This is a genomic window from Pseudomonas sp. GW101-3H06 (assembly GCF_059424605.1).
Genome location: NZ_JBWKZO010000001.1, coordinates 1792842 through 1816486 on the forward strand (window position 1 = coordinate 1792842; position 23645 = coordinate 1816486).

The 23645-nt window shown below is 58.2% G+C and carries 23 protein-coding genes, 4 tRNA genes and 1 pseudogene; 21 read left to right on the forward strand and 7 right to left on the reverse strand.

Going from position 1 to position 23645, the window contains the following annotated elements:
- The first annotated feature begins 225 nt into the window (after nucleotides 1-225).
- Nucleotides 226-924 carry an orotidine-5'-phosphate decarboxylase gene (pyrF, locus tag AC07ZE_RS08180; RefSeq protein WP_170948692.1) on the forward strand — a complete coding sequence of 233 codons (699 nt, stop codon included), beginning with the start codon at nucleotides 226-228 and terminating at the stop codon, nucleotides 922-924.
- 70 nt (nucleotides 925-994) lie between these two features.
- On the opposite strand, the gene AC07ZE_RS08185 is transcribed toward pyrF, so the two are convergent.
- On the reverse strand, nucleotides 995-1999 hold the full coding sequence (locus AC07ZE_RS08185; RefSeq protein ID WP_207263119.1) for an NADP-dependent oxidoreductase: 1005 nt from the start codon (nucleotides 1997-1999) through the stop codon (nucleotides 995-997).
- Nucleotides 2000-2233: 234 nt separating this feature from the next.
- On the opposite strand from AC07ZE_RS08185, the gene AC07ZE_RS08190 reads away from it, so the two are divergent.
- The 4 genes and pseudogenes from AC07ZE_RS08190 to AC07ZE_RS08205 all read left to right on the forward strand — a co-directional run bounded on the left by AC07ZE_RS08190 (nucleotide 2234) and on the right by AC07ZE_RS08205 (nucleotide 6628).
- Complete coding sequence (locus AC07ZE_RS08190; RefSeq protein WP_207263121.1) at nucleotides 2234-2995, forward strand: SDR family oxidoreductase; 762 nt, start codon at nucleotides 2234-2236, stop codon at nucleotides 2993-2995.
- 210 nt (nucleotides 2996-3205) lie between these two features.
- Entirely contained in the window at nucleotides 3206-4555 is a 1350-nt protein-coding gene (locus tag AC07ZE_RS08195; protein ID WP_207263123.1) for an aminotransferase-like domain-containing protein, read from the forward strand.
- A gap of 987 nt (nucleotides 4556-5542) precedes the next feature.
- Nucleotides 5543-5719 (forward strand): annotated as a pseudogene (locus tag AC07ZE_RS08200) (HAMP domain-containing protein); the annotation flags it as partial.
- Between the two features lie 204 nt (nucleotides 5720-5923).
- The gene (locus AC07ZE_RS08205; RefSeq protein ID WP_404940887.1) at nucleotides 5924-6628 is read left to right on the forward strand and encodes a methyl-accepting chemotaxis protein; all 705 of its coding nucleotides are present in this window, start codon (nucleotides 5924-5926) and stop codon (nucleotides 6626-6628) included.
- Between the two features lie 214 nt (nucleotides 6629-6842).
- Here AC07ZE_RS08205 and AC07ZE_RS08210 read toward each other — a convergent pair whose 3' ends face one another.
- A complete protein-coding gene (locus tag AC07ZE_RS08210; protein ID WP_207263128.1) occupies nucleotides 6843-7601 on the reverse strand; it encodes a hypothetical protein in 759 nt (252 codons plus the stop codon).
- A gap of 392 nt (nucleotides 7602-7993) precedes the next feature.
- On the opposite strand from AC07ZE_RS08210, the gene AC07ZE_RS08215 reads away from it, so the two are divergent.
- The 4 genes from AC07ZE_RS08215 to AC07ZE_RS08230 all read left to right on the forward strand — a co-directional run bounded on the left by AC07ZE_RS08215 (nucleotide 7994) and on the right by AC07ZE_RS08230 (nucleotide 8406).
- A tRNA-Glu gene (locus tag AC07ZE_RS08215) sits at nucleotides 7994-8069 on the forward strand.
- A 2-nt stretch (nucleotides 8070-8071) separates the two neighbouring features.
- Nucleotides 8072-8147: transfer RNA gene (locus AC07ZE_RS08220), tRNA-Gly, on the forward strand.
- A 104-nt stretch (nucleotides 8148-8251) separates the two neighbouring features.
- Nucleotides 8252-8327, forward strand: a tRNA-Glu gene (locus AC07ZE_RS08225).
- Nucleotides 8328-8330: 3 nt separating this feature from the next.
- A tRNA-Gly gene (locus tag AC07ZE_RS08230) sits at nucleotides 8331-8406 on the forward strand.
- A 58-nt stretch (nucleotides 8407-8464) separates the two neighbouring features.
- Here AC07ZE_RS08230 and AC07ZE_RS08235 read toward each other — a convergent pair.
- Nucleotides 8465-9334, reverse strand: coding sequence for a response regulator transcription factor (locus tag AC07ZE_RS08235; protein WP_207263130.1), 870 nt, complete (start codon nucleotides 9332-9334; stop codon nucleotides 8465-8467).
- Nucleotides 9335-9750: 416 nt separating this feature from the next.
- On the opposite strand from AC07ZE_RS08235, the gene AC07ZE_RS08240 reads away from it, so the two are divergent.
- The 12 genes from AC07ZE_RS08240 to AC07ZE_RS08295 all read left to right on the forward strand — a co-directional run bounded on the left by AC07ZE_RS08240 (nucleotide 9751) and on the right by AC07ZE_RS08295 (nucleotide 20034).
- Nucleotides 9751-9942: a Flp family type IVb pilin gene (locus AC07ZE_RS08240; protein ID WP_207263132.1), complete on the forward strand. Its 192-nt coding sequence runs from the start codon at nucleotides 9751-9753 to the stop codon at nucleotides 9940-9942.
- A 148-nt stretch (nucleotides 9943-10090) separates the two neighbouring features.
- Complete coding sequence (locus AC07ZE_RS08245) at nucleotides 10091-10288, forward strand: Flp family type IVb pilin (RefSeq protein ID WP_207263134.1); 198 nt, start codon at nucleotides 10091-10093, stop codon at nucleotides 10286-10288.
- Nucleotides 10289-10315: 27 nt separating this feature from the next.
- Nucleotides 10316-10843 (forward strand): A24 family peptidase, encoded by a 528-nt coding sequence (locus AC07ZE_RS08250; RefSeq protein ID WP_207263143.1) that lies wholly within the window; start codon nucleotides 10316-10318, stop codon nucleotides 10841-10843.
- Between the two features lie 2 nt (nucleotides 10844-10845).
- On the forward strand, nucleotides 10846-12177 hold the full coding sequence (locus tag AC07ZE_RS08255; protein ID WP_207263145.1) for a DUF8689 domain-containing protein: 1332 nt from the start codon (nucleotides 10846-10848) through the stop codon (nucleotides 12175-12177).
- Nucleotides 12178-12192: 15 nt separating this feature from the next.
- Nucleotides 12193-13011, forward strand: coding sequence for a Flp pilus assembly protein CpaB (cpaB, locus tag AC07ZE_RS08260; RefSeq protein ID WP_207263147.1), 819 nt, complete (start codon nucleotides 12193-12195; stop codon nucleotides 13009-13011).
- A 74-nt stretch (nucleotides 13012-13085) separates the two neighbouring features.
- On the forward strand, nucleotides 13086-14417 hold the full coding sequence (locus AC07ZE_RS08265) for a TadE/TadG family type IV pilus assembly protein (protein ID WP_207263149.1): 1332 nt from the start codon (nucleotides 13086-13088) through the stop codon (nucleotides 14415-14417).
- A gap of 8 nt (nucleotides 14418-14425) precedes the next feature.
- Nucleotides 14426-14905, forward strand: a complete 480-nt coding sequence (locus AC07ZE_RS08270; RefSeq protein WP_207263151.1) for a TadE/TadG family type IV pilus assembly protein — start codon at nucleotides 14426-14428, stop codon at nucleotides 14903-14905.
- A complete protein-coding gene (locus AC07ZE_RS08275; protein WP_207263153.1) occupies nucleotides 14905-15399 on the forward strand; it encodes a TadE/TadG family type IV pilus assembly protein in 495 nt (164 codons plus the stop codon). Before AC07ZE_RS08270 ends, AC07ZE_RS08275 begins: the two co-directional genes overlap by 1 nt.
- On the forward strand, nucleotides 15393-16613 hold the full coding sequence (locus AC07ZE_RS08280; RefSeq protein ID WP_207263155.1) for an AAA family ATPase: 1221 nt from the start codon (nucleotides 15393-15395) through the stop codon (nucleotides 16611-16613). The genes AC07ZE_RS08275 and AC07ZE_RS08280 overlap by 7 nt, the downstream gene beginning before the upstream one ends.
- A gap of 3 nt (nucleotides 16614-16616) precedes the next feature.
- Nucleotides 16617-18059 carry a TadA family conjugal transfer-associated ATPase gene (locus tag AC07ZE_RS08285; protein WP_207263157.1) on the forward strand — a complete coding sequence of 481 codons (1443 nt, stop codon included), beginning with the start codon at nucleotides 16617-16619 and terminating at the stop codon, nucleotides 18057-18059.
- Nucleotides 18056-19042: a type II secretion system F family protein gene (locus tag AC07ZE_RS08290; RefSeq protein ID WP_207263159.1), complete on the forward strand. Its 987-nt coding sequence runs from the start codon at nucleotides 18056-18058 to the stop codon at nucleotides 19040-19042. Before AC07ZE_RS08285 ends, AC07ZE_RS08290 begins: the two co-directional genes overlap by 4 nt.
- 29 nt (nucleotides 19043-19071) lie before the next feature.
- On the forward strand, nucleotides 19072-20034 hold the full coding sequence (locus AC07ZE_RS08295) for a type II secretion system F family protein (RefSeq protein ID WP_207263161.1): 963 nt from the start codon (nucleotides 19072-19074) through the stop codon (nucleotides 20032-20034).
- A gap of 232 nt (nucleotides 20035-20266) precedes the next feature.
- On the opposite strand, the gene AC07ZE_RS08300 is transcribed toward AC07ZE_RS08295, so the two are convergent.
- The 4 genes from AC07ZE_RS08300 to AC07ZE_RS08315 form a co-directional block, all read right to left on the reverse strand.
- A complete protein-coding gene (locus AC07ZE_RS08300) occupies nucleotides 20267-20536 on the reverse strand; it encodes a DUF3613 domain-containing protein (RefSeq protein WP_207263164.1) in 270 nt (89 codons plus the stop codon).
- Nucleotides 20537-20554: 18 nt separating this feature from the next.
- On the reverse strand, nucleotides 20555-21265 hold the full coding sequence (locus AC07ZE_RS08305) for a tetratricopeptide repeat protein (RefSeq protein ID WP_207263166.1): 711 nt from the start codon (nucleotides 21263-21265) through the stop codon (nucleotides 20555-20557).
- Between the two features lie 119 nt (nucleotides 21266-21384).
- The gene (locus AC07ZE_RS08310) at nucleotides 21385-22608 is read right to left on the reverse strand and encodes a type II and III secretion system protein family protein (RefSeq protein ID WP_207263168.1); all 1224 of its coding nucleotides are present in this window, start codon (nucleotides 22606-22608) and stop codon (nucleotides 21385-21387) included.
- Between the two features lie 613 nt (nucleotides 22609-23221).
- The gene (locus AC07ZE_RS08315) at nucleotides 23222-23629 is read right to left on the reverse strand and encodes a PA2817 family protein (RefSeq protein WP_007972361.1); all 408 of its coding nucleotides are present in this window, start codon (nucleotides 23627-23629) and stop codon (nucleotides 23222-23224) included.
- Nucleotides 23630-23645: the final 16 nt, after the last annotated feature.

Genomic DNA, 23645 nt, shown 5'->3' on the forward strand with positions numbered 1-23645 from the left:
GGCGTCTGGCCCGCAGGCGCAAAGTGCTGTAAGGACGTGTTGCGACTGGCGAGGGTAGCGGGCAAGGGTGTTGTGGGCGTGTCAGCTATGTACCGAACTCGACACAATTGCCGCAAAGGCTAGTCTTGCCTGAGCGTTCTCGACGATTTACCGATCATCGGGTCCCGCAGTGGCGCTGGTTCCGCTACAATGCGCGCCGATTTCGACTTGCCTGAGAGCCCGCTCATGTCCGCCTGCCAGACTCCTATCATCGTCGCCCTGGATTTCCCCACCCGTGACGCCGCACTGAAGCTGGCCGATCAGTTGGACCCGAAACTGTGCCGGGTCAAAGTCGGCAAGGAATTGTTCACCAGCTGCGCGTCGGAAATCGTCGGCACCCTGCGTGACAAGGGTTTCGAAGTGTTCCTGGACCTCAAGTTCCACGACATCCCCAACACCACCGCCATGGCCGTCAAGGCCGCTGCGGAAATGGGTGTGTGGATGGTCAACGTGCACTGTTCCGGCGGCTTGCGCATGATGGCTGCGTGCCGTGAAGTACTGGACAAGCGCAGTGGTCCGCAGCCGCTGTTGATCGGCGTGACCGTGCTGACCAGCATGGAGCGTGAGGATCTGGCGGGTATCGGTCTGGATATCGAGCCGCAGGAACAGGTACTGCGCCTGGCTGCCCTGGCGGAAAAAGCCGGGATGGACGGCCTGGTATGCTCGGCCCTGGAAGCCCAGGCCTTGAAAGCGGCGCACCCGTCGCTGCAACTGGTCACGCCAGGGATTCGTCCGGCGGGCAGCGCCCAGGACGACCAGCGTCGCATCCTGACTCCACGTCAGGCGCTGGAAGCGGGTTCCGACTATCTGGTGATCGGCCGTCCGATCAGCCAGGCGGCGGATCCTGCAAAAGCTCTGGCAAACGTTGTAGCTGAGCTGGCCTAAACTCCGCGAAACCTGTGGGAGCGGGCTTGCCCGCTCCCACAATGTTTTTTAGCGCACTTCGAATGTTGGGTTAAACCTTCAGCACCAACTTGCCGAAATTCTCCCCGCTGAACAACTTCATCAGCGTCTCCGGGAACGTCTCCAACCCTTCAACAATGTCTTCCTTGCTTTTGAGCTGCCCCTTGGCCATCCAGCCGGCCATTTCCTGTCCGGCAGCGGCGAACTGCGAGGCATAGTCCATCACCACAAAGCCTTCCATGCGCGCACGGTTGACCAGCAGTGACAGGTAGTTGGCCGGGCCTTTGACCGCTTCCTTGTTGTTGTACTGGCTGATGGCGCCACAGATCACCACACGCGCCTTCATGTTGAGCCGGCTCAGCACCGCGTCGAGAATGTCGCCGCCGACGTTATCGAAATACACGTCGACACCTTTCGGGCATTCACGCTTGAGGCCGGCGATGACGTCTTCGTTTTTGTAATCGATGACGCCGTCAAAACCCAATTCATCGACCAGGAACTTGCACTTGTCTGCGCCGCCGGCGATGCCGACCACCCGGCATCCCTTGATCTTGGCGATTTGCCCGGCAATGCTGCCCACCGCACCGGCTGCACCGGACAACACCAGCGTCTCACCCGCCTTGGGGGCGCCGACGTCGAGCAGGGCGAAGTAAGCCGTCATGCCGGTCATGCCCAGCGCGGACAAATAACGCGGCAGCGGTGCCAGTTTCGGATCGACCTTGTAGAAGCCTCGCGGTTCACCGAGGAAATAATCCTGCACACCCAAAGCGCCATTGACGTAGTCGCCGACCGCGAACCCGGGGTTGTTCGACGCCACGACCTGGCCGACACCGAGGGCTCGCATCACTTCACCGAGGCCGACCGGCGGGATGTAGGACTTGCCCTCATTCATCCAGCCACGCATGGCAGGGTCCAGCGAGAGGTATTCGTTCTTGACCAGGATCTGACCCGCCGCCGGCTCGCCGACCGGTACTTCTTGATAGGTGAAGGTCTCGCGGGTTGCCGCGCCGACGGGACGTTTGGCGAGCAGGAACTGGCGATTGGTCTGGGTAGTCATGACAGGGACTCAAGATGAATGAAGCCTTGTTGATAGTCCTTCATGGGCGATGTCGCAAGTTTGGCTCATGCGGCGAATGCAGGTTGATCCAGTGCAGTGATAGTTGGTACGGCAGTTCCATCACTGCAACTCATGGGTGCCCAACCGGCCTTCTGATAGTGCTGCCGCGTCAGGGGCCGCATGGCTAGACTGAAAAAATCCGATCCCCGCAAACTTCTCTTCGAGGGCATAACAATGAGCATGACGTTTTCCGGTCAGGTCGCCGTAGTGACGGGCGCAGCCAATGGCATTGGTCGCGCGACCGCCCAGGCGTTCGCCGCCGAAGGCTTGAAAGTGGTGGTGGCCGACATGGACACAGCGGGCGGTGAGGGGACGGTAGCGCTGATTCGTACAGCAGGCGGCGAAGCGACCTTCGTGCGCTGTAACGTCACAGTAGAAAGCGACGTGAAAAACCTGATGGAAGAGGTCGTCAATACCTATGGCCGTCTCGATTATGCCTTCAACAATGCCGGCATCGAGATCGAGAAGGGCAAACTGGCAGAAGGCACCGCCGAGGAGTTCGACGCGATCATGGGCGTCAACGTCAAAGGCGTCTGGTTGTGCATGAAGTACCAGTTGCCATTGCTGTTGGCCCAGGGGGGGGGCGCCATCGTCAATACAGCTTCGGTGGCCGGTCTCGGTGCTGCGCCGAAAATGAGCATCTACGCCGCTTCCAAGCATGCAGTGATCGGCTTGACCAAATCGGCGGCCATCGAATACGCCAAGAAAAAAATCCGGGTCAACGCGGTATGCCCGGCGGTGATCGACACCGATATGTTCCGTCGCGCCTATGAAGCCGACCCGAAGAAGGGCGAGTTCGCCAACGCCATGCACCCGGTGGGCCGCATCGGCAAGGTCGAGGAAATCGCCAGCGCGGTGCTTTACCTTTGCAGCGATGGTGCGGCGTTTACCACTGGGCATTCGCTGGCTGTGGATGGTGGTGTGACCGCATTCTGAAACCCAGCGCTGCTAACGAGTAAACACCGGACCTGTGGGAGCGAGCCGGCTCGCTCCCACAGGTTTTTTGTTGCCTTGGATATTTATTGCAGCCACCTGAAGTGTGTTTCAAATGATTGAAACTGGCGATTCTGGCGGCGTTGTCGCACATCCCGGCGAACACTCCTGTGATTAACTGGTTTGCGCAAACCAGACAGGAGTTGCTCGCTCATGGAATTGAGTATCGATCGACAGGCATTGGTGCCGGTCGTACAGCAAATCGTCGATGGGTTGGCCTGCTGGCTCCATCGCAACGAGGTTGTGCCAGGTGAGCGTTTGCCCTCGGTGCGGCAAATCGCGCGAATCAATTTGCTCAGTCAGTCCTGTGTCGTCGAAGCCTGTGATCGGCTGGTCGCACAAGGGGTGCTGGAGCCGCGTCGTGCTGACGGTTATGTCGTGGCTACCCCGGCTTCAATCTCTGTGCGGCAACAGGGCGCTTCCTTGTGCCAATTGCCATTGGGCAGTGGTGGCTTGCCCGAAAGTTGGCGCGAAACAGATGACCTGGTTTACGCAATTCGGGAAGTCAGTCGCACCGACATGGCCGGCTTGTTCAACTACAACACCCCTTTGGGTTTACCAGCCTTGCGCCAGCAGATTCTGAAGTGCCTGAAACAGCGGAATATCAACGTCGGGGACAATCGAATCCTGACCACCGCGGGGGCCAGTCAGGGGCTGGACCTGATCATACGGACGTTGCTCAAACCGGGAGACTGCGTGGTGGTGGAAAACCCTGGTAATCCCGTGTTGTTCGATTTGCTCAGGCTACAAGGCGTCAGCCTGCTTGAGGTCCCGCGAACGCCTCAGGGGCCGGACATCGTGGCGCTGGAGGCGTTACTGCTGAAATATCGGCCTTGTGGCTTGTTCATCAATGGTTTTCATCACAATCCGACCGGTTGCAGCCTGGCACCAAGGGTGGCGCAGCGAGTGCTTCAACTGGCCAAAGAGCATGGTGTACGGGTGATCGAAGACGACGTTTACGCAGACCTGTACGACGGTTCCGGCAAGCGCCTTGCCTCACTGGATGACAGCGTGATCTACGTCGGTAGTTATTCCAAGACGCTCAGCAGCTCGTTACGGGTCGGTTTTGTAGTGGCCGGCGCCGAGGTGATTGCACGGTTGGCCGAGGTCAAGATGATCAGCAGCATGGGCACCTCACGATTCAGTGAGTCGATCCTGGCCTGGCTGTTGGCCAATGGTACCTACCGCCAATTGGTGCAGCGGCAGCGGCAGCGCCTTGGCAGCGATCGACAGGCCACATTGCAGTTGCTCGAAGACGCCGAGTGGGAGGTGTTCGGCAAGCCTGTGGGAGGTCTGTTTATCTGGGCGCGATCGCGGATGGCGGACTACGCACAGCTGCAGGCGCAGGCTCGGCGCTTCGGTGTGTTGCTGTCATCGCCGACGGCCTTCAGTCCCGCCGGTGCGGCCACTGATTGGCAGCGTATCAATGTGGCCTGTGCTTGTGATCCGCGAGCCCGGGCATTTTTTCAGGCTAGCGCTGCGAATCGACCTCAAGTGTTCTGAAAACGACGCGAACGTAGCTTTTTGCCATTATTCCGACGCCAAAGACTTGTGTTGCCACAGGCCCGTTGCGAATCTCCATCTACAGATAATGGCAGGGGACTAAGTGCAATGATTTCGGCCGTGCAAGGACGTTTTGCCAACCTCGGTATGGCAAAAAAACTGGGTATCGGGTTTGTGCTGGTGCTGTTGTTGACCGCCCTGGTGGCGGCCATCGGCGTCTGGTCCCTGCAAACCATCAGTCAGCGCTTCGACGGGCTCAAGCAAATGTCGTCGCTCAACAGTGGATTGCTGAAGGTACGCTTGCTGGAGCAAGAATATGCCTTGCACGGCAACCCGAAAACGGCCGATGCCCTGCGCGAAGGCGTTGATGGCTTGATCGCCCTGGCGAATCAGCTCAAGGCTGCGTCTGCCGCCAATGTGCCGGTAATGAACGATGTCGAGCAATCCCTTGGCGCCTATCGCAAGGCGTTCGACGAGTTTGTTTCGCTCAGTCAGGCCAAGGACCTGGCGCTGGAAATGGCCAGTTGGTCGGTCTCCAGCGTGGCCAATAACCTTGACGTGTTGCAGTCCGGGCTTGCCGATGACGGTACCTACAACCTGAAGGAATCCGAGGGCAAGGACGGTGCGCAATTCGTCGAGCAGGCCAATCAGGTCAGCCAGGTGTCACGGTTGATGTTGCAAGCCATGAACGAAGCGCGCGTGCGTCTGGACCAGAGCCGTAAGGGGGATGACAGCGCGGGGCAAGGCAAGATCGAACAGGCCAGCCAGGCGTTGACCCAGGCCGAACAGCTGAAAACTTCCGTCAAGGATGAGGGTTATCAGACCGTTCTCAATGAAGTGATCGGTCATATCGCCAGTTTCAGCGACAAGCTCGCCGAGTACACCGGTCTGCTGGAGCAGGAAAAGACCGTCTATCAGCAATTGCACCAACGCGCATCCCAAGTGATGGAGCGGGTGGATCAGGCCTATATCGCCGAAGATCAGTCGATGCAGGCAGAGTTGAACAAGAACTCGTTGCTGATCATCGGCTCCTCAGCGTTGGCGTTGCTGGTCGGACTGATTGCAGCCTGGGTCATCACCCGATTGATCGTCGGGCCGTTGCGCAGTGTGATTCGTGTGGCGCAGCAGATTGCATCCGGGGATTTGAGCGCAACGGTCGAAGTGACCCGCCGTGATGAGATCGGTCAGTTGATGCAGGCCATGCAACAGATGGGAGCAGGACTGAGCCACATCGTCAGCGGTTTGCAGGCGGGTATCGAACAACTGGCCACTTCAGCGCAATCGCTGTCGACAGTCACTGAACAGACCAACCTCGAAGTCAGCAGCCAGAAAGAAGAAACCGAACAGGTCGCCACGGCGATGAACCAGATGACCGCTACCGTGCACGACGTGGCGCGTAACGCCGAAGAGGCCGCCGTGGCGGCGCAAACAGCCGACGGCAAGGTCGAAAGCGGTCAGCTCGTAGTACGTCAAAGCATGGCGCGCATCGAGCAACTGGCGGATTCGGCGACCTCGGCCAGTTCGAGCATCGAGAGTTTGAGCGCGGAAATCCAGAACATCGGTACCGTGCTCAGTGTCATCAAAAGCGTGGCGGAACAAACCAACCTGCTGGCGCTCAACGCGGCCATCGAGGCCGCAAGGGCTGGCGAGCAGGGCAGGGGCTTTGCGGTGGTGGCCGATGAGGTGCGTGCACTGGCCAAGCGGACTCAGCAATCTACCGAGGAAATCGAGCGGTTGGTCAGCGCCTTGCGCTCGGCGGCGCAGACGTCGGTGCAGCAGATTCAAAGCAGCGGCGAACTGGTGAAGCTGGCGGTCAGTGATGCGCTGCAGACTGAAAGTGCGTTGGGAAGTATTGCGGCGGCGGTATCGTTGATCCAGCAGATGAATCAGCAGATCGCAGCTGCTGCCGAGGAGCAGAGTTCGGTGGCCGAGGAGATCAATCGCAGTGTCACGAGTATTCGTGCCAGTGCGGATCAGTCGTCGTTGGCGATGCAGGGAAATGCGGCATCGAGTATCGAATTGGCGCAGCTGGGGGTTGAGCTGAAGGGGATGGTGGGGCATTTCAGGCTTTAAAACTGTATTGCGTATCCCGTGGGAGCGAGCCTGCTCGCGAAGGCGGCCTGACAGTCGCCGGTTGTAGTCGATCCCTGTAGCAAAGCTTGCTCGCGATGACTGAGTGTCAGTCAACATCGATACAGCTGATCAATCGTTATCGCCAGCAAGCTTTGCGCCTGCAAGGCAAAAAAAAGCCACCTGATCTGGTGGCTTTTCTACTTTGCTCGAATGATCAGTCGTAGATCACTTTCTTCTTCCAGTCCGCATCGGCCTCGACGTCTTTGAGGCCTTCGGTCAATTGGTTCACTTCGCCTTCCACCGGGGTGATGCGGTCCATGACTTGTGCGTTGGCACGGGCCAGGAGTTTTTCCAGGTACTCCAGCTGCTCGGCATAGATCTGAGGTTCCTGCTGCTTGCGCAGGTATTGCACACCGCGTTCGAACGCCAGGCGCGCCTGGCCGGGCTGGTTCTGTTGCAGGGAGTGCTGGCCAAGGTTGTTGAAGAATTCGATGTGCAACAGCACCAGAATATGACGGACCTCGCGGATCCAGCGCTTGGCTTCGTTGGGCGGCAGGAAGCCGTCCTGGGCCGCGCGGGTGATCTGGCCGTGCAGGGCTTCAAGCAGGAAACGCACGTCCTTGGCCTTGGCTTCCGTCTGGATCGGTGCTGGCGGGTTGTTGACCGGTATCGACTCGCCCTGTGCAACCAGCGACGTCAGTTCGGTAATCCGCGCCTTGAGGTTGGCGCTGGTTTTTTCCAGGTTCAGCAGGCGTTGGCAGACATTCAATTCCAGGCGGGTCAGCAGCAGCTTGAGCGCCGGTGTCATCAACTGGCCTGGGAAGGTCTCGGTAATCTCTCCGCAACGTCGCAGGCGATCATTGAGCTCAACCTTGGTACGGGCCCTTTCCAGCTTATTGTTTTCCACCACATGGTTGATGTAGCCAATGGCGATCAATAATGCGATCCCGGCTACGACGAGCAGGGTGATCATGAGTGGTGTCACCGGTAAGACCTCTTTTATAGGGTTCGCGTGCGAGTCGAGTGTAGTGGCTTGGCATTTAAGCGCCCAAGGCCGCTCGACGAGTTGGTTCGAGAAGGCTCAACCTGTATCGGCCGCAGTCCTGCTTTATAAATGCTGGCAACAGTGAAGCAGATCGCCATCATTGATGGCGTCGACTATAACGCCTTGGTGAGTGTCAGAATATAGGCGCCAAACACCGGGTGGCGGAAAATCCGGTTAGGGGCGTTAAAGCAGGGCGAAGTCATTGATTTAAATAAATTTAATACAGGGGGTTGACGACCTCTCAATCCATCCATAGAATGCGCGCCACTTGCAGCGTAAAGCACACAGCGAAACGAAGCAGGGAGTGAATGTTGTAGTGTGTCCCCTTCGTCTAGTGGCCTAGGACACCGCCCTTTCACGGCGGTAACAGGGGTTCGAGTCCCCTAGGGGACGCCAATGCGGGAATAGCTCAGTTGGTAGAGCACGACCTTGCCAAGGTCGGGGTCGCGAGTTCGAGTCTCGTTTCCCGCTCCAATTTTAAACAGCATTGCTTTCGGGCAGGGCTGAGTGAAACCAGAACCAAGTCTTCGGATGCGGATCTGGACACCGAAACACACACCATGTGTTCCGGGTAGCGTGTCCCCTTCGTCTAGTGGCCTAGGACACCGCCCTTTCACGGCGGTAACAGGGGTTCGAGTCCCCTAGGGGACGCCATTTGCGGGAATAGCTCAGTTGGTAGAGCACGACCTTGCCAAGGTCGGGGTCGCGAGTTCGAGTCTCGTTTCCCGCTCCATATTTAACAAAAACGCCGCTCATTGAGCGGCGTTTTTGTTTGTGCGTAAAAAACAGCCTCAACCGCTGAGGCTTTGCACCAGGCTTTCGAGCGCTTCATTGGTTTTTTCATCCAGCACCAGTTGCGCAGCTGCAGCCGCTCTGAGTTGGCGTGCCAAACGGTATTCACTGGGCGTGCAATTTGCGAATTGCTTGAAGGCTCGAGCGAAGTAGGAAGGGTCCTTGAAGCCGGCCTCATAGCCAATACTGGTAATAGGCATCTGACTGTTGTCGAGCAGTTCTTTGGCGAAGTTCATGCGCTTGTCCAGGATGTAATCCGTGAAGCCCAGTCCATTGGCTTCCTTGAACAGGCGGCTGAAGCGAAATGTCGTCATGCCGCAGCGCTGCGCCAGATCCCTCTGATCGATGCTGTCACGAAAGTGCTGTTCGATGTACAGCATGATGCTGCTCAGCGCTTGGTGTTTTTGGTGTCCTGAGGTCAGCCGGATGCTTTCCGGTAGGGTTGGGGAGTGGTCGATCTGCGATGATTTGCCCTGGCCGTTGGCATTTCGGCGCAGTTCGCAGAGCTGCATCACCGCGGTCAGGTAACGCTTCTTCTCGGTGGCCGAGAACGGAAGCACCATGTATTCCCAGACGCTGGAGCGCATCGCCCAGACAGCCAGTTCCTCTGAATGCTGCACAGTGAACATGGTGATCGGAATGGTGGGGGTGGTGCGTTTGATCTCCAGCAATAGCCTCAACCCCGAAGTGTCGGGGCGATCAAAATGGATGCAGATCATGTCTGCCTGTTCCCTGATGGGCAGCACGGAGTTTTTCGCCATTTTGCAGTTGCAGGTACCCTCAAACTGCTCGATGAGTTCTTTGCTGGACCGATCGTGTGTCAGATCGAACCATAGTAGGGTTGGCCTTCCGTTGAAATGGGACGTCATGTCTCTATTTTTACTCCAGAGTTCTTAATGCCTCTCTTTGCTCAGCAGTATGGCCAATGTGCTATTACGCTGTAGAACTAATCCTGATAGAAAAGACGGTATTCAGTTCTATTCGCTCTATGCGTTTTCTGAGGGGCAGCTCCGGTCGCGTGTTTGTTGGTGCGCATTCGACAAACCTGGCTTTTACCGCTTGTCGCTTGCGAATCAATGGCAATTGCCGTTGCGTTTCAATGCCTTGTCTGCCCCTCCCGTTACCTCTGTAAAGGCCAATGCCTCGTCTTTGGCCGCCCAGCAAAAAAATCCTAACGATGTGCAAAATCTTCCTAACGCCAATGCCTTGTCCCTGACTAGGGTTGCATCAGGCAGCGCAGAAAGTACTGCCTCAGACAAAACAACATTCGAGTGAGGTGGGCAAAATGATCATGCAGACAATCAAGGCTTCGGTAGTGAAGTTCGTCAAAGACGAAGATGGCCTGACCATTGTGGAATACGCGGTTGCTGGCGGGTTGATTACTGTAGCTGTTGCTGCTGCTTTCCTGGCGCTTGGAACTCAAGTAGATGCCAAAATCGATGCGCTTTGCGCCGCGGTCAAAGGTCAAGCGTGCTGAAAACAATTTCCACTGGGGGACGTAGCGAAGCCCAAAGAACAGCCGACTGCCTCCATGACTGATGGGGCACTGCGCAACTTTCTTGATGGGCTTCGCGTCTTCCCTGCCAACTTACGTTATGAGCGGCATGACCGCTGGAGTGATCAAAATGACTCTGCAAGCAATCAAGACTTCGGTACTGAAGTTTGTCAAAGACGAGGATGGCCTGACCATTGTGGAATACGCAGTGGCCGGCGGGTTGATTACAGTGGCTGTTGCCGCTGCATTCCTGGCGCTTGGTGGCCAGGTCAACACCAAGATCACGGCACTGTGCGCCGCGGTCAACGGTGGGAACGCTTGCCCATAATAATAAGTAGCAGTGGGGAGACGCGTCATGTCCATGGAATTGCTGGTATCGACCGTTGTACTGCTAGGACTGCTGGGCGTCGCGGTGGTGAGCGATCTGCTTCACCACCGTATTCCCAACTCATTGGTCCTGTTAGGCCTTGTCCTGGGATTGGCCAGCCAGACTTATTCAGGTGGTGTGAGTGGGTTGGGTGACAGCCTGTTGGGTATCCTGATCTGTTTTGCACTGTTTCTGCCGATGTATGCCTTCGGTGGCATGGCCGCTGGCGACGTCAAGTTGATGGCCATGGTCGGCAGCTTTCTACCGTTCCAATTCGCGTTGTGGGCTGCAATGTTCAGCCTGATGGCCGGTGGCGTATGCGGTTTTTTGATCGTGCTGTTTCGCGGTCAACTGCTTCAGACCCTGGGGCGCTATCGGCTGATTCTAAGAGCGCAGGCTTATCTGGCGCCAACTTCAGATGAAGTAGCCGGCAAGCCTTTCCCATATTCGATTGCAATATTGATCGGCACTTTGAACAGCGTCTACTGGCAAGTTGCCGGTGGATTCGGAGGTTAGACATGCACGTCATAGTTGATAGTGATGCCTACCCCAGCGTTCGGAAAGCGGTGCAACGACTGGCTCCTCAGCCGTGCACAATCCGCGAAACGGGTCTGAGCGACAGTTTTCTCGGTGAGTTGGTGTGCAAGCATTTGCACGACGCCGGCGTGCTGGACATGTCGCGGCTGGTGGAACGCCTGGCGCTCACCGGTGCGGTACTTGAAGAAGTCCTGGGATTTCTGCGCAAGGATGGTCGTGTCGAAGTGCTTGGCCAGATGGGGCAAGGGGGCGGCCAGCAAATGCTGCGTTATGGTCTGACCGAACGTGGTCGCAGTTCCGCTCGCGATGCTCTGTCACGTAGCGGTTATATAGGCGCGGCACCGTTCCCGGTGAGTACCTATCGGTCCCTGATCAAGCTACAGACTATTCACCATGGTCGTATCAACGCCAACGATATGCACAATGCCCTGGCTGGCGTAGTGCTCACGGAGGGGATGCTCGATCAGTTGGGTGTGGCGATGAACTCCGGGCGCGCCATCATGATTTATGGTCCCGCGGGTACCGGCAAGACCTATGTCAGCAGTCGGTTGATCCGCCTGTTCGCCGAGGCCATTTGGGTTCCGTATGCCATCGTCATCAACGAGTCGGTGATCGAGATCTATGATCCGCAGGTGCATCAACGGCTCGATGATAGTGCTCAACAGAACACTCTGATGCTCAACGAAGGGATTGACCGTCGACTGCTGTGCTGCAAACGCCCGATTGTCATCACTGGCGGTGAATTGAGCATGGAGCAGCTGGACGTTCGTTATGACCCTTTCACCCGTCAATACCAGGCCGCTTTACAGCTCAAGGCCAGCAATGGCCTGTTCATCATCGACGACATGGGGCGCCAGCGCATGGCACCTGCCGAGTTGCTGAATCGCTGGATCGTACCGATGGAAGAGAAACGCGATTTCCTCAACCTGGGCGGCGGTCGGCATTGCGAGCTGCCATTTGATCTGATTCTGGTGTTTTCCACCAACCTCAATCCCCTGGAGCTGGCCGATGAGGCCTTCCTTCGCCGGATTGGCTACAAGCTGCAATTCGGTTACCTGAAGCCCGAGGAGTACGAAAAGATCTGGCGTCAGGAAAGCGAGCGTCTGGGCCTTTCTTATGACCCGTTGCTGGTGCGTTATGTGCTGCAAAGGCTTTATGCAAGTGAAGGAATGCCCCTGGTACCTTGCCATCCCCGCGATCTCCTGAACATGGCGCTCGATCGTCAGCGTTATATGGGCGGTTCCGGACCATTGTCACCGAAAGAGTTGGAGTGGGCCTGGCACAACTACTTTGTCCAGCTCGACTTTCTTTGATACGGAGATACTGACATGAGCTCTCGTACGCTTACCCTGATAGGCGCTTCCCTGGTCATGGGACTTGGGGCTGCATGGATGGCCAACTCCTGGCTGAGCGCACGGCTTAACGCCAGCCCGGATGACAACCTTCGAAGCGTGGTGGTCGCCACGGTAGAGATTCCATTCGGGCAGATGGTCGAGGCCCAGCAGGTCACGACCGTACGCATGCCCAGGGATACGGTTCCGGACGATGCCTTCGATGCCAGCGAAAAAGCCGTGGGCAAGATCGCAACGTTCGACATTCTACGGGGCGACATTGTGCGCGGAGCGCGTCTGAGTGAACACCTGGGTGGCAGCACCCTGGCCTCTTTGATTGCCCCCGACAAACGCGCCATATCGGTACGCGTGGACGATGTGGTCGGTGTCGGCGGATTCCTGTTGCCGGGTAACCGGGTCGATGTACTGGCGACCAAAACCACGAGTGCCGGCAGTAACAGCGCCACCTCCAGAACCATCCTCGAAAACCTGCGGGTGTTGGCGGTGGATCAGACAGCGGGTACCGACAAGACCCAGCCGGTCGTGGTGCGCGCAGTGACGCTGGAGATGTCGGTCACTGAAGCGGAAGCCCTGGTCACGGCGCAGACGGAAGGCAAGTTGCAACTGGCGTTGCGTAACCCACTGAACCTCGAGAAGAAAACCGCGACCGTTGCAGCTGTTGCCCCTGTCGCGCCGGCCATGACTGTGGCCGCCGTCGCGGTACCAAAACGCGTGGTACAGCGCAGCAGTGGCGAGGTTGGCGGGGCTATCACCGTTATCCGCGGGACCGAAGCCAATCAGGTCAAAATTCGCTGACACGGCGCAGGGCTTCCCCGGCATAACGGTATTGGCGGAGCCGATCCGGATCAGAATCGGCAAACGAGGGCTTGATGATGAATCTTCGTATTCAGCGGCCGTTCTCTTCGACGCCAAGGCGCCAGGAAGGATCGGTGAGCGTATTGATGGTGATCGCGTTGGCGGCGATGGCCATGATGGCGGCGTTGGCTCTGGACGGCGGGCACATAATGCTGAACAAAACGCGCCTGCAAAATGCAGTGGACGCCGCCGCCCTGAGTGGCGCCAAAACCCTGAGTCAGGTGGAGGGGGGCGTCAACAGTGCCAGCACGACGCGCACCGCCGCGCTCTATACGCTGACACAGAATGCCAATGCCACAGGCAACAACGAATTGGCTACCGCTGTCGGAGGCAACGCCGGTGCATTTGCCGTGGTGGAACTGGCAAGCAGCGTCTATGGCCCGTTCTCCTATCCCGGCCCGACGGATGCCAAGTACGTTCGGGTATCAGTGCCGAGTTATGGCCTGACTGGGTTTTTCTGGAACTTTGCCCAGATATTCGGCGCTGGCGGCCTGGGAACCAAAGCGGTGGCGGCCATCGCCACCGCTGGACCCAGCCCTACCAGCCCATGCGATCTCGCACCTTTGATGGTCTGTGGCGACCCTACTCAATACGACCCGGACGCGGGCATGTTCTGGGGCTTTCAATTTGGTGATTTGCAGGTATTGAAGACGGCTGCCGGCAATTCGTCGCCCATTGGTCCAGGCAACTTTCAGTTGCTCGATTTTGGCTCGGGCGGCAGTCAGGTCAGGGAGGATCTGGCCGGAGGTGGCAATATCTGTCGCGATGTGGGGCAAAATGTCCAGACCGCGCCTGGCAACAAGGTCGGCCCTACCTCGCAAGGCCTGAATACGCGCTTTGGCATCTACAACGGCCCGGTCAGTGCCGCGGACTATCCGCCGGATATGGTGACCACCTCAAGCAACCCCGCGATCACTTACGACGGCACAGTCGCCAAGTACCAGGGGCAAGCCGTCACCTCAAGCAACGGTGACCTCACGGCGGGAGGCAGCGCGATACTGGATTACAACGATTGGCGTGCGAGCGTTGCCGCGTGCGTGGCAGGGGGCACTGGCTGTGAGAGCAACGGGGTGTTCGAACGCCGGATGTTGAAAATCGTGGTGGGTAACTGCACCGGCAAACAGGGTGGTTCAACTTCGATCCCGGTCCTTGGTTTTGGCTGCTACTTCGTGGTGCAGCCCATGAGTGGCGGCGGCACGGACGCGGAGATATTCGGCCAGTTCGTGCAGGAGTGCGAAGGCGACAACGTGGCAGGCCCCACTCCGTCAACCGATTCCGGCCCGCAGATCATTCAGCTCTACAAAACCTATCTCAACGGCAGCGGCACTCCGAGCACTGACTCGTAGGAGGCGTCATGAGACTTCACGGATTTAAACATCCGCAGCGCCAGCAAGGCCTGGCCATGGTGGAGTTCACCCTGGTCCTGCCGGTGATGCTGTTGCTGTTGCTGGCCTTCGGTGAGTTCGGCCGCATGCTCTATCAGTACAACATCCTGCTACAAGCCAGCCGCGACGCTAACCGTTTTGTCGCCAGCAATGCCTGGAACTCTACGATTGGTGCGGTCGCTCTGAGCAGTACGCTGCAGACCCAGACAAAAAACGTAGCAGTGTATGGCGTGCCTGCCAACACCGGGACCGCTGTGTTGTCAGGGTTGACGACTGGCAACGTGGTCGTTGCTCCGGTAGGCATCGACCATGTGCGGGTCACCATCACATATACGTTCTGCCCGGTGATTGGCGGCGGCAATTGCGCCGGATCGATTCCAGGCTTTTTTGGTAATCCGATCGCGCTGAGCATTCCGCTGGTCGCCACTACCGTGATGAGGGCGTTGTGATGAATAGAAAACACATGCGCGGGGCCTATACGGTGGAGTTCGCCATCGTAGGTCTGCTGGTGTTCACATTGCTGTTCGGTGTAGTGGAAATGGGCCGCCTGTACTTTACGGTCAATGCGCTGGATGAAGCCGTGCGGCGTGGTACGCGCCTGGCGGCGGTGTGCGATGTCAGCGATCCGGTGATTCTACGGCGGGCGATATTCAATGCCGCGAGCGATGCAGGTACGAGCCAGCTGATTGGCAGTCTGGCCACCACCAACCTGACGCTGAGGTATCTGGACGCAAACGGCGCGCTGGTAGCCAATCCCACCGACACGAGTGGGAGCAATGGATTCCGTGCCATCCGCTACGTCCAGTTGAGTCTGCAAAACTTCGTTTTCAATCTGTTTATTCCCGGGTTCGGCGTGCCCATTACCTTGCCCGCATTCAGGGCAACGTTGCCACGCGAAAGCCTCGGGCGTCATTCCGATTCTGGGGAGATCACGCCATGCTGAATACCAAGGAAACTCCAGTCTCCACCTCGACCAGCAAAGCCGGGCTACGGTTGCTGATCAGCAGCCGTGATGCCGCGTCGTTGCGCGACCTGCAGGGGGTCTGCCAACGCATGCCCAGCCTGGAGGTGAGCACTCGGCTGGTGAGCAACGGGCATGTCGACCCGCTTTACGGTCTGGACCGGATGCCCGATCTGTTGTTGTTGCGCGTTAGCCACCTGTGGCGTGAAGAGCTGGCTGCACTGTTGCAGCGCCCGGTCCATGAGCGTCCGCCGATGTTGGTGTGCGGACTGTTGAGCGAACAGGAAGGCATGCGCCTGGCGATGCAGGCCGGCGCCCGTGACGTGCTGCCGGAGCCCGTTGCCGAGGCGGAACTGGTCGCCGCCTTGAATCGCCTGGTCACGGATGTTCGCAGCGGCAGTGGGGCAGAAGGCAAATTGATCGCCGTGATGAGCGCCAAGGGCGGTTCCGGCGGAACCTTGCTGGCCTGCAACCTGGCTCAGCAGCTCAGCACGAAGGCTGGCAGTACCCTGTTGCTGGATATGGACCTGCAATTTGGCAGCGTGACGCATTACCTGGATGTGGCGCAAACGCACAGCCATCTGGAGGTGTTGCATCAGATCGATGGCATGGACAGCATCGCGCTACGGGGTTTTTGCAGTCACTTCAGCCCGACCTTGCATGTGTTGGGTGGCCGGGCCGGTGAGCTGTGTCTGCCGCAGGACGCCCAGCCCGAGCAACTGGACACCCTGTTGCAGTTGGCTCGCGCCAGCTATGGCTGGGTAGTGATCGATCTGCCGCGGCAAATCGACCACCTCACCGGCTCCGTGCTGGAACAGGTGGATCGGGTGTATGTGGTCGTGCAGCAGAGCGTCAGCCATCTGCGCGATGCCAGTTCCCTGGTGCGGATTCTTCGCGAAGACCTGGGCGTGCGTGGGGATCAATTGCAGATAGTGGTCAACCGCTATGACAAGGCGGCAGCGATCAGCCTCAAAGATATCGGCGAGGCGCTGCGTTGCACGAATCTGTCGAAATTACCCAACGACTTCAACCTGGTCAGCCAGAGTCAGAACACTGGCGTGCCGTTGGGGCTGCATGCGCCGAGGGCGGCGATCACCGCTGCCCTGCGCGACATGGCCGAGGACCTTGTCGGCAACCAGTTGGCCGGAAACAAAGGCTTGCTCAAACGTGCCTTCAACCGTTTTTTCGGGGGATGACCCATGATCAGTGACTTTCGTAACCGCTTGCGCAAACAATCCGGAAAACCCGCCCCTTCGTCGGCTGGCCAGCCGGGTGACGACCTGCTGGATCCGGTAGAGGAAATAATGGCGTGGGAACGTTCAACGCCGGACATTCTTTATGAAACCAGAAGTCAGGTCACTCCGGTGGAGGCCGAGTGGCGAGAAAAAATCTACCAGCAGTTGCTCAAGGTCATGGACCTGTCCTTGCTGGACGCTCTTGAACAGGCTGAGGCCGCGCGGCAGATTCGCGATATTTGCCAGCGCCTGCTCGATGAGCATTCGGCACCGGTGAGTTCTTCCAGCCGCCAGTTGATCATCAAGCAGATTACCGACGAGGTGCTCGGTCTGGGGCCTCTGGAACCGCTGCTGGCCGATCACAGTGTGTCCGACATTTTGGTCAACCGCCATGACTCAGTGTATGTCGAGCGCTTCGGCAAGCTGCAACGCACCGATGTGCGTTTCCGCGATGATCGGCATTTGCTGAACATCATTGACCGCATCGTTTCCAGCCTGGGTCGACGTATCGACGAGTCTTCGCCGTTGGTGGATGCGCGGCTCAAGGACGGTTCGCGGGTCAACGCGATTATTCCGCCGCTGGCCATCGACGGCCCGAGCATGTCGATCCGGCGCTTTGCCGTGGACCTGCTCAATACCGACAGCCTGATCCAGGTGGGGGCATTGACCCCGGCCATTGCCCTGCTGCTCAAGGCGATTGTCCGTGGACGCTTGAACGTGCTGATTTCCGGCGGTACCGGCAGCGGCAAGACCACCATGCTCAATGTGCTGTCGAGTTTCATTCCGCACAACGAGCGGATCGTCACCATCGAAGACTCGGCCGAACTGCAACTGCAGCAACCCCATGTGGTGCGCCTGGAAACCCGGCCTTCGAATATCGAGGGACGTGGCGAGGTGAACCAGCGGGAGTTGGTGCGCAACAGCCTGCGGATGCGGCCGGACCGGATTGTGATCGGCGAAGTGCGCGGCGCCGAGGCGCTGGACATGCTGACAGCGATGAACACCGGTCACGACGGCTCGCTGACCACGATCCACGCCAACACCGCACGCGATGCACTGGGGCGAATCGAGAACATGGTGTCGATGACCGGGGCGACTTTTCCGATCAAGTCCATGCGCCAACAGATCGCTTCGGCCATCGGAGTGGTCATCCAGCTGGAACGCCAGGAGGACGGCAAGCGTCGCCTGGTCAGCGTGCAGGAGATCAACGGCATGGAGGGCGATATCATCACCATGACCGAAATCTTCTCCTTCGTGCGCCACGGCGTAGGCGAAAACGGCGAAGTACTCGGTGATTTTCGGCCCAGCGGCATGATCCCCGCTTTCCGCGATGTGCTGGCCAAGCGCGGTATCGAGTTGCCGCTTGCGATGTTCAGGCCTGAGTGGATGGAGGCACGGCAGTCATGAACAATATTCCTGGTGAGTTTATCCTGATGTTCCTGGGTATGGTGTTTATCGCCGTCTTCCTCCTGTCCCAGAGCGTGGCGGTGCCGGTATTCGGCGAGGCCGGCAAGGTGCGCAAGCGCATCCGTGGCCGCTTGCATGTACTGGAGAAAGCCAACAATCAGCCCAACATGCAGACCGTGTTGCGACAGAAATACCTGACGCGTTTATCGCCATTGGAGGCCAGGCTTGAGCAGCTGCCTTTTATGGAGGCATTGACGCAAATGATTGAGCAATCCGGGCACGAGTACCGGGCCTATCGGGTATTGCTGCTCGGGCTGGTGCTTGGGGGGGCGGCGGGAATCTTGATCTGGACGGTTTCGTCAGTCTGGTGGATGGCGCTGATAGCAGGTTTCGCGACCTTCTGGTTGCCCATACTGAAAATCTCCCGCGACCGTGGCAAGCGTTTCGCTGCGTTCGAGGAAGGCCTGCCGGATGCGCTGGATGCCATGTGCCGCGCCCTGCGCGCCGGGCACCCATTCAACGAAACCCTGCGCCTGGTAGCCGATGAGCACAAGGGGCCGGTCGCTCATGAGTTCGGCCTGACCTTCGCCGATATCAACTATGGCAACGATGTGCGCCGGGCCATGCTCGGCCTGCTGGAGCGGATGCCGAGCATGACGGTGATGATGCTAGTGACCTCGATCCTCATCCATCGCGAGACCGGCGGCAATCTGACCGAAGTGCTGGAGCGTCTGAGTCGGCTGATTCGCGGGCGCTTCCGCTTTCAGCGCAAAATCAAGACCCTGTCGGCGGAAGGGCGCATGTCGGCCTGGGTGCTGGTGGCAATTCCCTTCGTGCTGGCGATTGCGATCCTGATCACCAGCCCCAGTTACATGCCTGTGCTGATCAATGATCCCGTAGGCCACAAGCTCATTATCGGGGCGTTCTGCGCCATGTTGATCGGGATTTTCTGGATACGAAAAATCATCCGAATTCAGGTTTGAGCGGTATTCGCTACCGGGAGGTACAGGTCATGGACTTTTTGCTCGGGTTGTTCAGTCGAGTCGCAGGGAACGAGGAGTTGGCGCGCCTGATGTTCCTCGGCGCGATCGGTTTGAGTACGGTGCTTGCGGTTTTCGCCGTGATCTTGCTGATGCTGGGGCTTCAGGATCCGGTGCAGCGTCGTCTGGCGCTGATCAAGCGTGGTCATTTGGGCAGCACGACCGGGCAGGAAGCTCCGGGTAACCTGCAACTGTTGCTGGAGCGGGTCGGCCAGCGCTTTGGCTCGGCCGAATCGGCTCAAACGTCAGCCACCCAGACCCTGTTGATGCATGCAGGCTACCGTTCCTCGTCGGCGGTGCAGATGTACTGGGCAGTGCGCTTGATATTGCCGCTGTTATTGGTTGGTATTGCGTTGCTGCTGTTGCCGATGATTCCCAAGGTTACCCTGGTCATGGGGCTGCTGTTGGTGTTCATGGTGGCCGCTATCGGATGGTTGGTGCCAGCGCTGTACGTCGCCAAGCGCAAGCAGTTGCGACAAGGCCGGCTGCGAGCTGCGTTTCCGGATGCGCTGGATCTGATGGTGGTGTGCGTTGAGTCGGGTCTGGCACTGCCCACGACGATCGAACGGGTGGCTGAGGAGATGTCGGTCAGTCAGGTCGAACTGGCTGAAGAACTGGCCCTGGTCAATGCGCAAATCCGCGCGGGCATTTCAAGTACCGAGGCGCTCAAGCAACTGGCCGTGCGCACAGGCCTGGATGACGTACAAGGACTGGTCAGCCTGTTGGCGCAGAGTATCCGCTTCGGTACCAGTGTGGCCGAAACCCTGCGTATCTACGCCGATGAATTTCGGGACCGGCGTACGCAGGCCGCCGAAGAAATGGGGGCGAAAATCGGTACCAAGCTGATATTTCCACTGATCTTCTGCCTGTGGCCAAGTTTCTTTCTGGTCGCTATCGGCCCGGCCCTGATCGGGGTACTCAAAGCATTCGGGTGAGGTAAAAACACCGGAGGCTGTCGCCGGCGACAGCCTTGCCACCTGAGCCTGATCTACACTTTCCTGCCATGAATCCACACCCCTGCCGGAGCGGCCTGCGGCAGCTCCAGGGTAATCCGGCCAGGGTTGGAAAATGTTTGGATAACTCTCTTTCCTGCACACAAAATCAAGCCCGGCTTTACAGCCAGGCCACTCTGGACTACACCAGAGGCTGATTACCCATTGATATCCCTCAGTTACCGGTAGTGATTTCTCCCCCAGTGTCCTGGTCATAAAATTCCGGAATCGGGTAGTTGAAGCTATTGAGCCAGCGCTGCATGGCCAGGTCACGTTCGGTGGCCGAGGCGGTTTGCAGTTTAGGGGAGGCAACCACACCGCGAATCTGCAACTGCAACCACTGCTCGGTGCCTTGTTGATACGGCGAGGAGGGCCCCGGCTCAATAGCCCAGGCAGTGGTGGACAGACAAACCATACACACGATCAACAGCCTTTTGGTTTTCATCTCGATTCCTCGTACGTTCTACTTGATCGCACTGGAAGAGGCATCGGCTACCTCAGTCGTGCGAGCTCCTTCGGAAGTCACCACTTTTTTCGCGGTGGCTTTGAGTTTTTCCGCGCGGGTTTGAGCTTCTGCAACTTGCTTGGGGTTCAAGTCGGCGCGGGTCACGAGTTCGGCAGCCGCCTTCCAGTTATCCTGGTAGATCAGCAGTGTCACCATATTGAGTGCCGCCAGTGTGTTTGCCTGCTTGAGCTCCATGGCGGTCATGAACTCAAAGCGTGCTTCAGGGATCCGTCGCTGATTGAGATAGACGACCCCCAGGTCATTTCGCATTCTATCGTCGGTGGGGGCCATCTTCACCGCACGCTCAAGGTGAGTGGCAGCAGTGGCGTTATCATTTTTGGCGGCGGCCAACTGGCCCAGACCGTGTTCCCCTTCAGCCGCCAGGCAAGTGCCGAGCAAGCTTACGTACAAGGGCCCAGCCTCACTACGCCCCATCAAGCGCAGCACCCGAGCCTTGCGCAGGCGAACCTGCACCAGGCTATCGGGCAATCCTTCCAGATTCGCCAGGCTGGCATACAAACGGCCTTCGTTGGCCATGTTGTCGGCCAGGTTCAGGGCCAATTCTTGCTCCGAACCGGGCTTGGCACACTCGGGCGGTCGCGAAATCATGCCATTGCTGGCACAACCTGCGAGCATTAATGTCGCCGCTATTGCAATGACTGCTTTCATCGAATGTCCTCTGGCTACAACACGTTGAGCGCCTGGCCAATGGCAATAAGGCGGGCCCGACAAGCGTTCAAAGACACCGTCAAGAGTGAGGGCGAGGCTAACCCGGTTCAGGTTTCGGTTCATTGCGAAAGCCCACTGAGACTGTCGAAGTCGCCATTTTCCAGGAAGAACATGCGGTAGAAGTTCGGGTCGTAATTGCGCAGCTGCTCGCCAGGCAATGTCGGTAGTTGTGCATTGGCCGCCAGTGGCTGGACCAGATGGGGGGTGACGATCATCAGCAGTTCGCGCTCTTCACGGTTGATGGTGTTGTCGCGGAAAAACGCGCCCAGAACCGGGATATCGCCCAGCCCCGGAAACTTGTTCACCTGGGAGTTGTTGCGGGAGCTGATCAGGCCGCTGATGACGAAGCTTTCGCCGTCGGCCAGGGAGATGCTGGTATCGGTACGGCGCACGTTCAGGGCCGGGACGACCGTGCCGGCGATGTTCACGGCGTTGGTGAAGTCCAGTTCACTGACTTCCGGGGCCACCTTCAGCGCGATACGGTTTTTCCCGATGATGGTCGGCGTCAGGGTCAGGCGGATACCGAATTCCTTGTACTCGATGGAAACGTTATCGCTGCCTGAACTGGGCACCGGAATCGGTACTTCGCCGCCGGCCAGGAAGCTCGCACTCTGCCCGCTGAGCGCTACCAGGCTTGGCCGCGCCAGGGTATAGGCGAAGCCGCTGCCCTCCAGAGCGTTGAGCGCCACCAGGGTACTGCCGGTCGCAAACGTGAGGTTGAAGTTGTCGTTGTTCACCGGTATCGACGGCGTGACAATGCCACCGATGGTGGGCAAGGTTCTCGGCGAGCCGAACAGCCAGTTGCCCCGGACTCCGAAAATCGAGGCGGAGGCTTCCTTGAGCTTGGTCCGGCTGACTTCAACGAAGCGGATATCGGTCTGCACCTGGCTCGGCAACAGCGGGTCGTCGGAAGGTACCGACGGCACGCTGGTCAGCGCCGACGTGGCTTTACCCCTGACAAACACCATGCTTTGGCGCGGCGTTTTCGAACAGGCGGTCCAGACCATCAGGCTAGTGGTCCCCGGCGCAATACCCGTGAGTATGAAAGCGTTGTTGCCACTGGGTTGCACGTCGGCAATTTTCGGGTCACCCACCGCCAGTTGTGTTACCGGAACGGGGCTGCGCAGTTCATTCTGCAGCCCCTGGCCGACCTCAAACGTCGTCGGCCAACTGTCCAGTTGCGGGCAGTTGGCCGTCGCGGCCTGAGCCGCATCCACGCTGATGCCCATCCAAAACAGGCCATGGATAATTCGCTTCAAAGCGGGCTCGGTACGAAAGCTCATAAAGTACATCCTCGCTGGATAGGCCATCTTTAGGCAGACTCAGTTGTCTGATCACTTCACGGGGATCGGACTATCCCCCCCAATGCGCCAGACTCACGTATCCATGGCCCTGGCTTTACTCTTTGCGTGACACACACATAAACGGGCACAACTCGCTGATCTAGGTAGATAGCGAACGACCTTTGCTAAAACGGTTTTTAGTGATCCGGTAACCTGGACTGCCCGCCAGAGCGATGCAAGCGACCATGGACGGCGCTGTCCGCCGACGTGGCTCCCCTGGAAAGTTACCGGCAACGAAAGTACCGAGCCGGAAAGTGCCTGTCAGGATCATAGTGAGGTAACTCCTTTTGCCAATCCGCTATCTGATCACTGAAGCTAACGTTGAAACTCGAGCCGTTATGACTTCTTATTGTTTGAAGGTAGTTCAATCAAACCAAAGTGCCATGAGTAAAAAAGAAAACTATCGGTTTAAAGGCTGGAAACAGGTGGGCGAGCGGTGCAGGAAAGCTCGCTGCGCAGTGCGGTTGCCTGAAATTGACGGGTTGCGCGCAAGGCAATAAAAAAGGCCCGCATGCTTGAACATGCGGGCCTTTTTGGCGTGACTGAGTGAGGATCAGTGTTTGCTGTCCTGGTTCGATAACGCCAGCAGCTGTTTTTCCTGGTTCCAGTCGAAGGGTTCGTCGTTCTGTTCAGCTTCGAAGCGACGTTCTTCCAGCGCCTGGTACAGGTCGATTTCATCATCGGGCATGTAATGCAGGCAGTCGCCGGCGAAGTACCACAGCAGGTCGCGGGGGACCAGGTGGGCGATTTGCGGGTAGCGGGTGATGACCTGGCACAGGATGTCCTGGCCCAGGTATTGGCTTTCGATCGGGTCGACCGGCAGCAGGGCAAGCAGTTCGTCAAAACGCTCCAGGAACAAGGCATGGCTTTCGTCGGGAACCTGCTCGGCCTCACCCACGGCGACCAGGATGCTGCGCAGGTGGTCGAGCAAAACGAGATGATCGGCAACGATGTTGGACACGAGATAAGTCCTCAAG

Excerpts from the sequence above, each read along its gene's own strand:
- pyrF (WP_170948692.1), top strand. The coding sequence starts at position 226 with ATGTCCGCCTGCCAGACTCCTATCATCGTCGCCCTGGATTTCCCCACC.
- AC07ZE_RS08185 (WP_207263119.1), bottom strand. The coding sequence starts at position 1,999 with ATGACTACCCAGACCAATCGCCAGTTCCTGCTCGCCAAACGTCCCGTC.
- AC07ZE_RS08190 (WP_207263121.1), top strand. The coding sequence starts at position 2,234 with ATGAGCATGACGTTTTCCGGTCAGGTCGCCGTAGTGACGGGCGCAGCC.
- AC07ZE_RS08195 (WP_207263123.1), top strand. The coding sequence starts at position 3,206 with ATGGAATTGAGTATCGATCGACAGGCATTGGTGCCGGTCGTACAGCAA.
- AC07ZE_RS08205 (WP_404940887.1), top strand. The coding sequence starts at position 5,924 with ATGACCGCTACCGTGCACGACGTGGCGCGTAACGCCGAAGAGGCCGCC.
- AC07ZE_RS08210 (WP_207263128.1), bottom strand. The coding sequence starts at position 7,601 with ATGATCACCCTGCTCGTCGTAGCCGGGATCGCATTATTGATCGCCATT.
- AC07ZE_RS08235 (WP_207263130.1), bottom strand. The coding sequence starts at position 9,334 with ATGACGTCCCATTTCAACGGAAGGCCAACCCTACTATGGTTCGATCTG.
- AC07ZE_RS08240 (WP_207263132.1), top strand. The coding sequence starts at position 9,751 with ATGATCATGCAGACAATCAAGGCTTCGGTAGTGAAGTTCGTCAAAGAC.
- AC07ZE_RS08245 (WP_207263134.1), top strand. The coding sequence starts at position 10,091 with ATGACTCTGCAAGCAATCAAGACTTCGGTACTGAAGTTTGTCAAAGAC.
- AC07ZE_RS08250 (WP_207263143.1), top strand. The coding sequence starts at position 10,316 with ATGTCCATGGAATTGCTGGTATCGACCGTTGTACTGCTAGGACTGCTG.
- AC07ZE_RS08255 (WP_207263145.1), top strand. The coding sequence starts at position 10,846 with ATGCACGTCATAGTTGATAGTGATGCCTACCCCAGCGTTCGGAAAGCG.
- cpaB (WP_207263147.1), top strand. The coding sequence starts at position 12,193 with ATGAGCTCTCGTACGCTTACCCTGATAGGCGCTTCCCTGGTCATGGGA.
- AC07ZE_RS08265 (WP_207263149.1), top strand. The coding sequence starts at position 13,086 with ATGATGAATCTTCGTATTCAGCGGCCGTTCTCTTCGACGCCAAGGCGC.
- AC07ZE_RS08270 (WP_207263151.1), top strand. The coding sequence starts at position 14,426 with ATGAGACTTCACGGATTTAAACATCCGCAGCGCCAGCAAGGCCTGGCC.
- AC07ZE_RS08275 (WP_207263153.1), top strand. The coding sequence starts at position 14,905 with ATGAATAGAAAACACATGCGCGGGGCCTATACGGTGGAGTTCGCCATC.
- AC07ZE_RS08280 (WP_207263155.1), top strand. The coding sequence starts at position 15,393 with ATGCTGAATACCAAGGAAACTCCAGTCTCCACCTCGACCAGCAAAGCC.
- AC07ZE_RS08285 (WP_207263157.1), top strand. The coding sequence starts at position 16,617 with ATGATCAGTGACTTTCGTAACCGCTTGCGCAAACAATCCGGAAAACCC.
- AC07ZE_RS08290 (WP_207263159.1), top strand. The coding sequence starts at position 18,056 with ATGAACAATATTCCTGGTGAGTTTATCCTGATGTTCCTGGGTATGGTG.
- AC07ZE_RS08295 (WP_207263161.1), top strand. The coding sequence starts at position 19,072 with ATGGACTTTTTGCTCGGGTTGTTCAGTCGAGTCGCAGGGAACGAGGAG.
- AC07ZE_RS08300 (WP_207263164.1), bottom strand. The coding sequence starts at position 20,536 with ATGAAAACCAAAAGGCTGTTGATCGTGTGTATGGTTTGTCTGTCCACC.
- AC07ZE_RS08305 (WP_207263166.1), bottom strand. The coding sequence starts at position 21,265 with ATGAAAGCAGTCATTGCAATAGCGGCGACATTAATGCTCGCAGGTTGT.
- AC07ZE_RS08310 (WP_207263168.1), bottom strand. The coding sequence starts at position 22,608 with ATGAGCTTTCGTACCGAGCCCGCTTTGAAGCGAATTATCCATGGCCTG.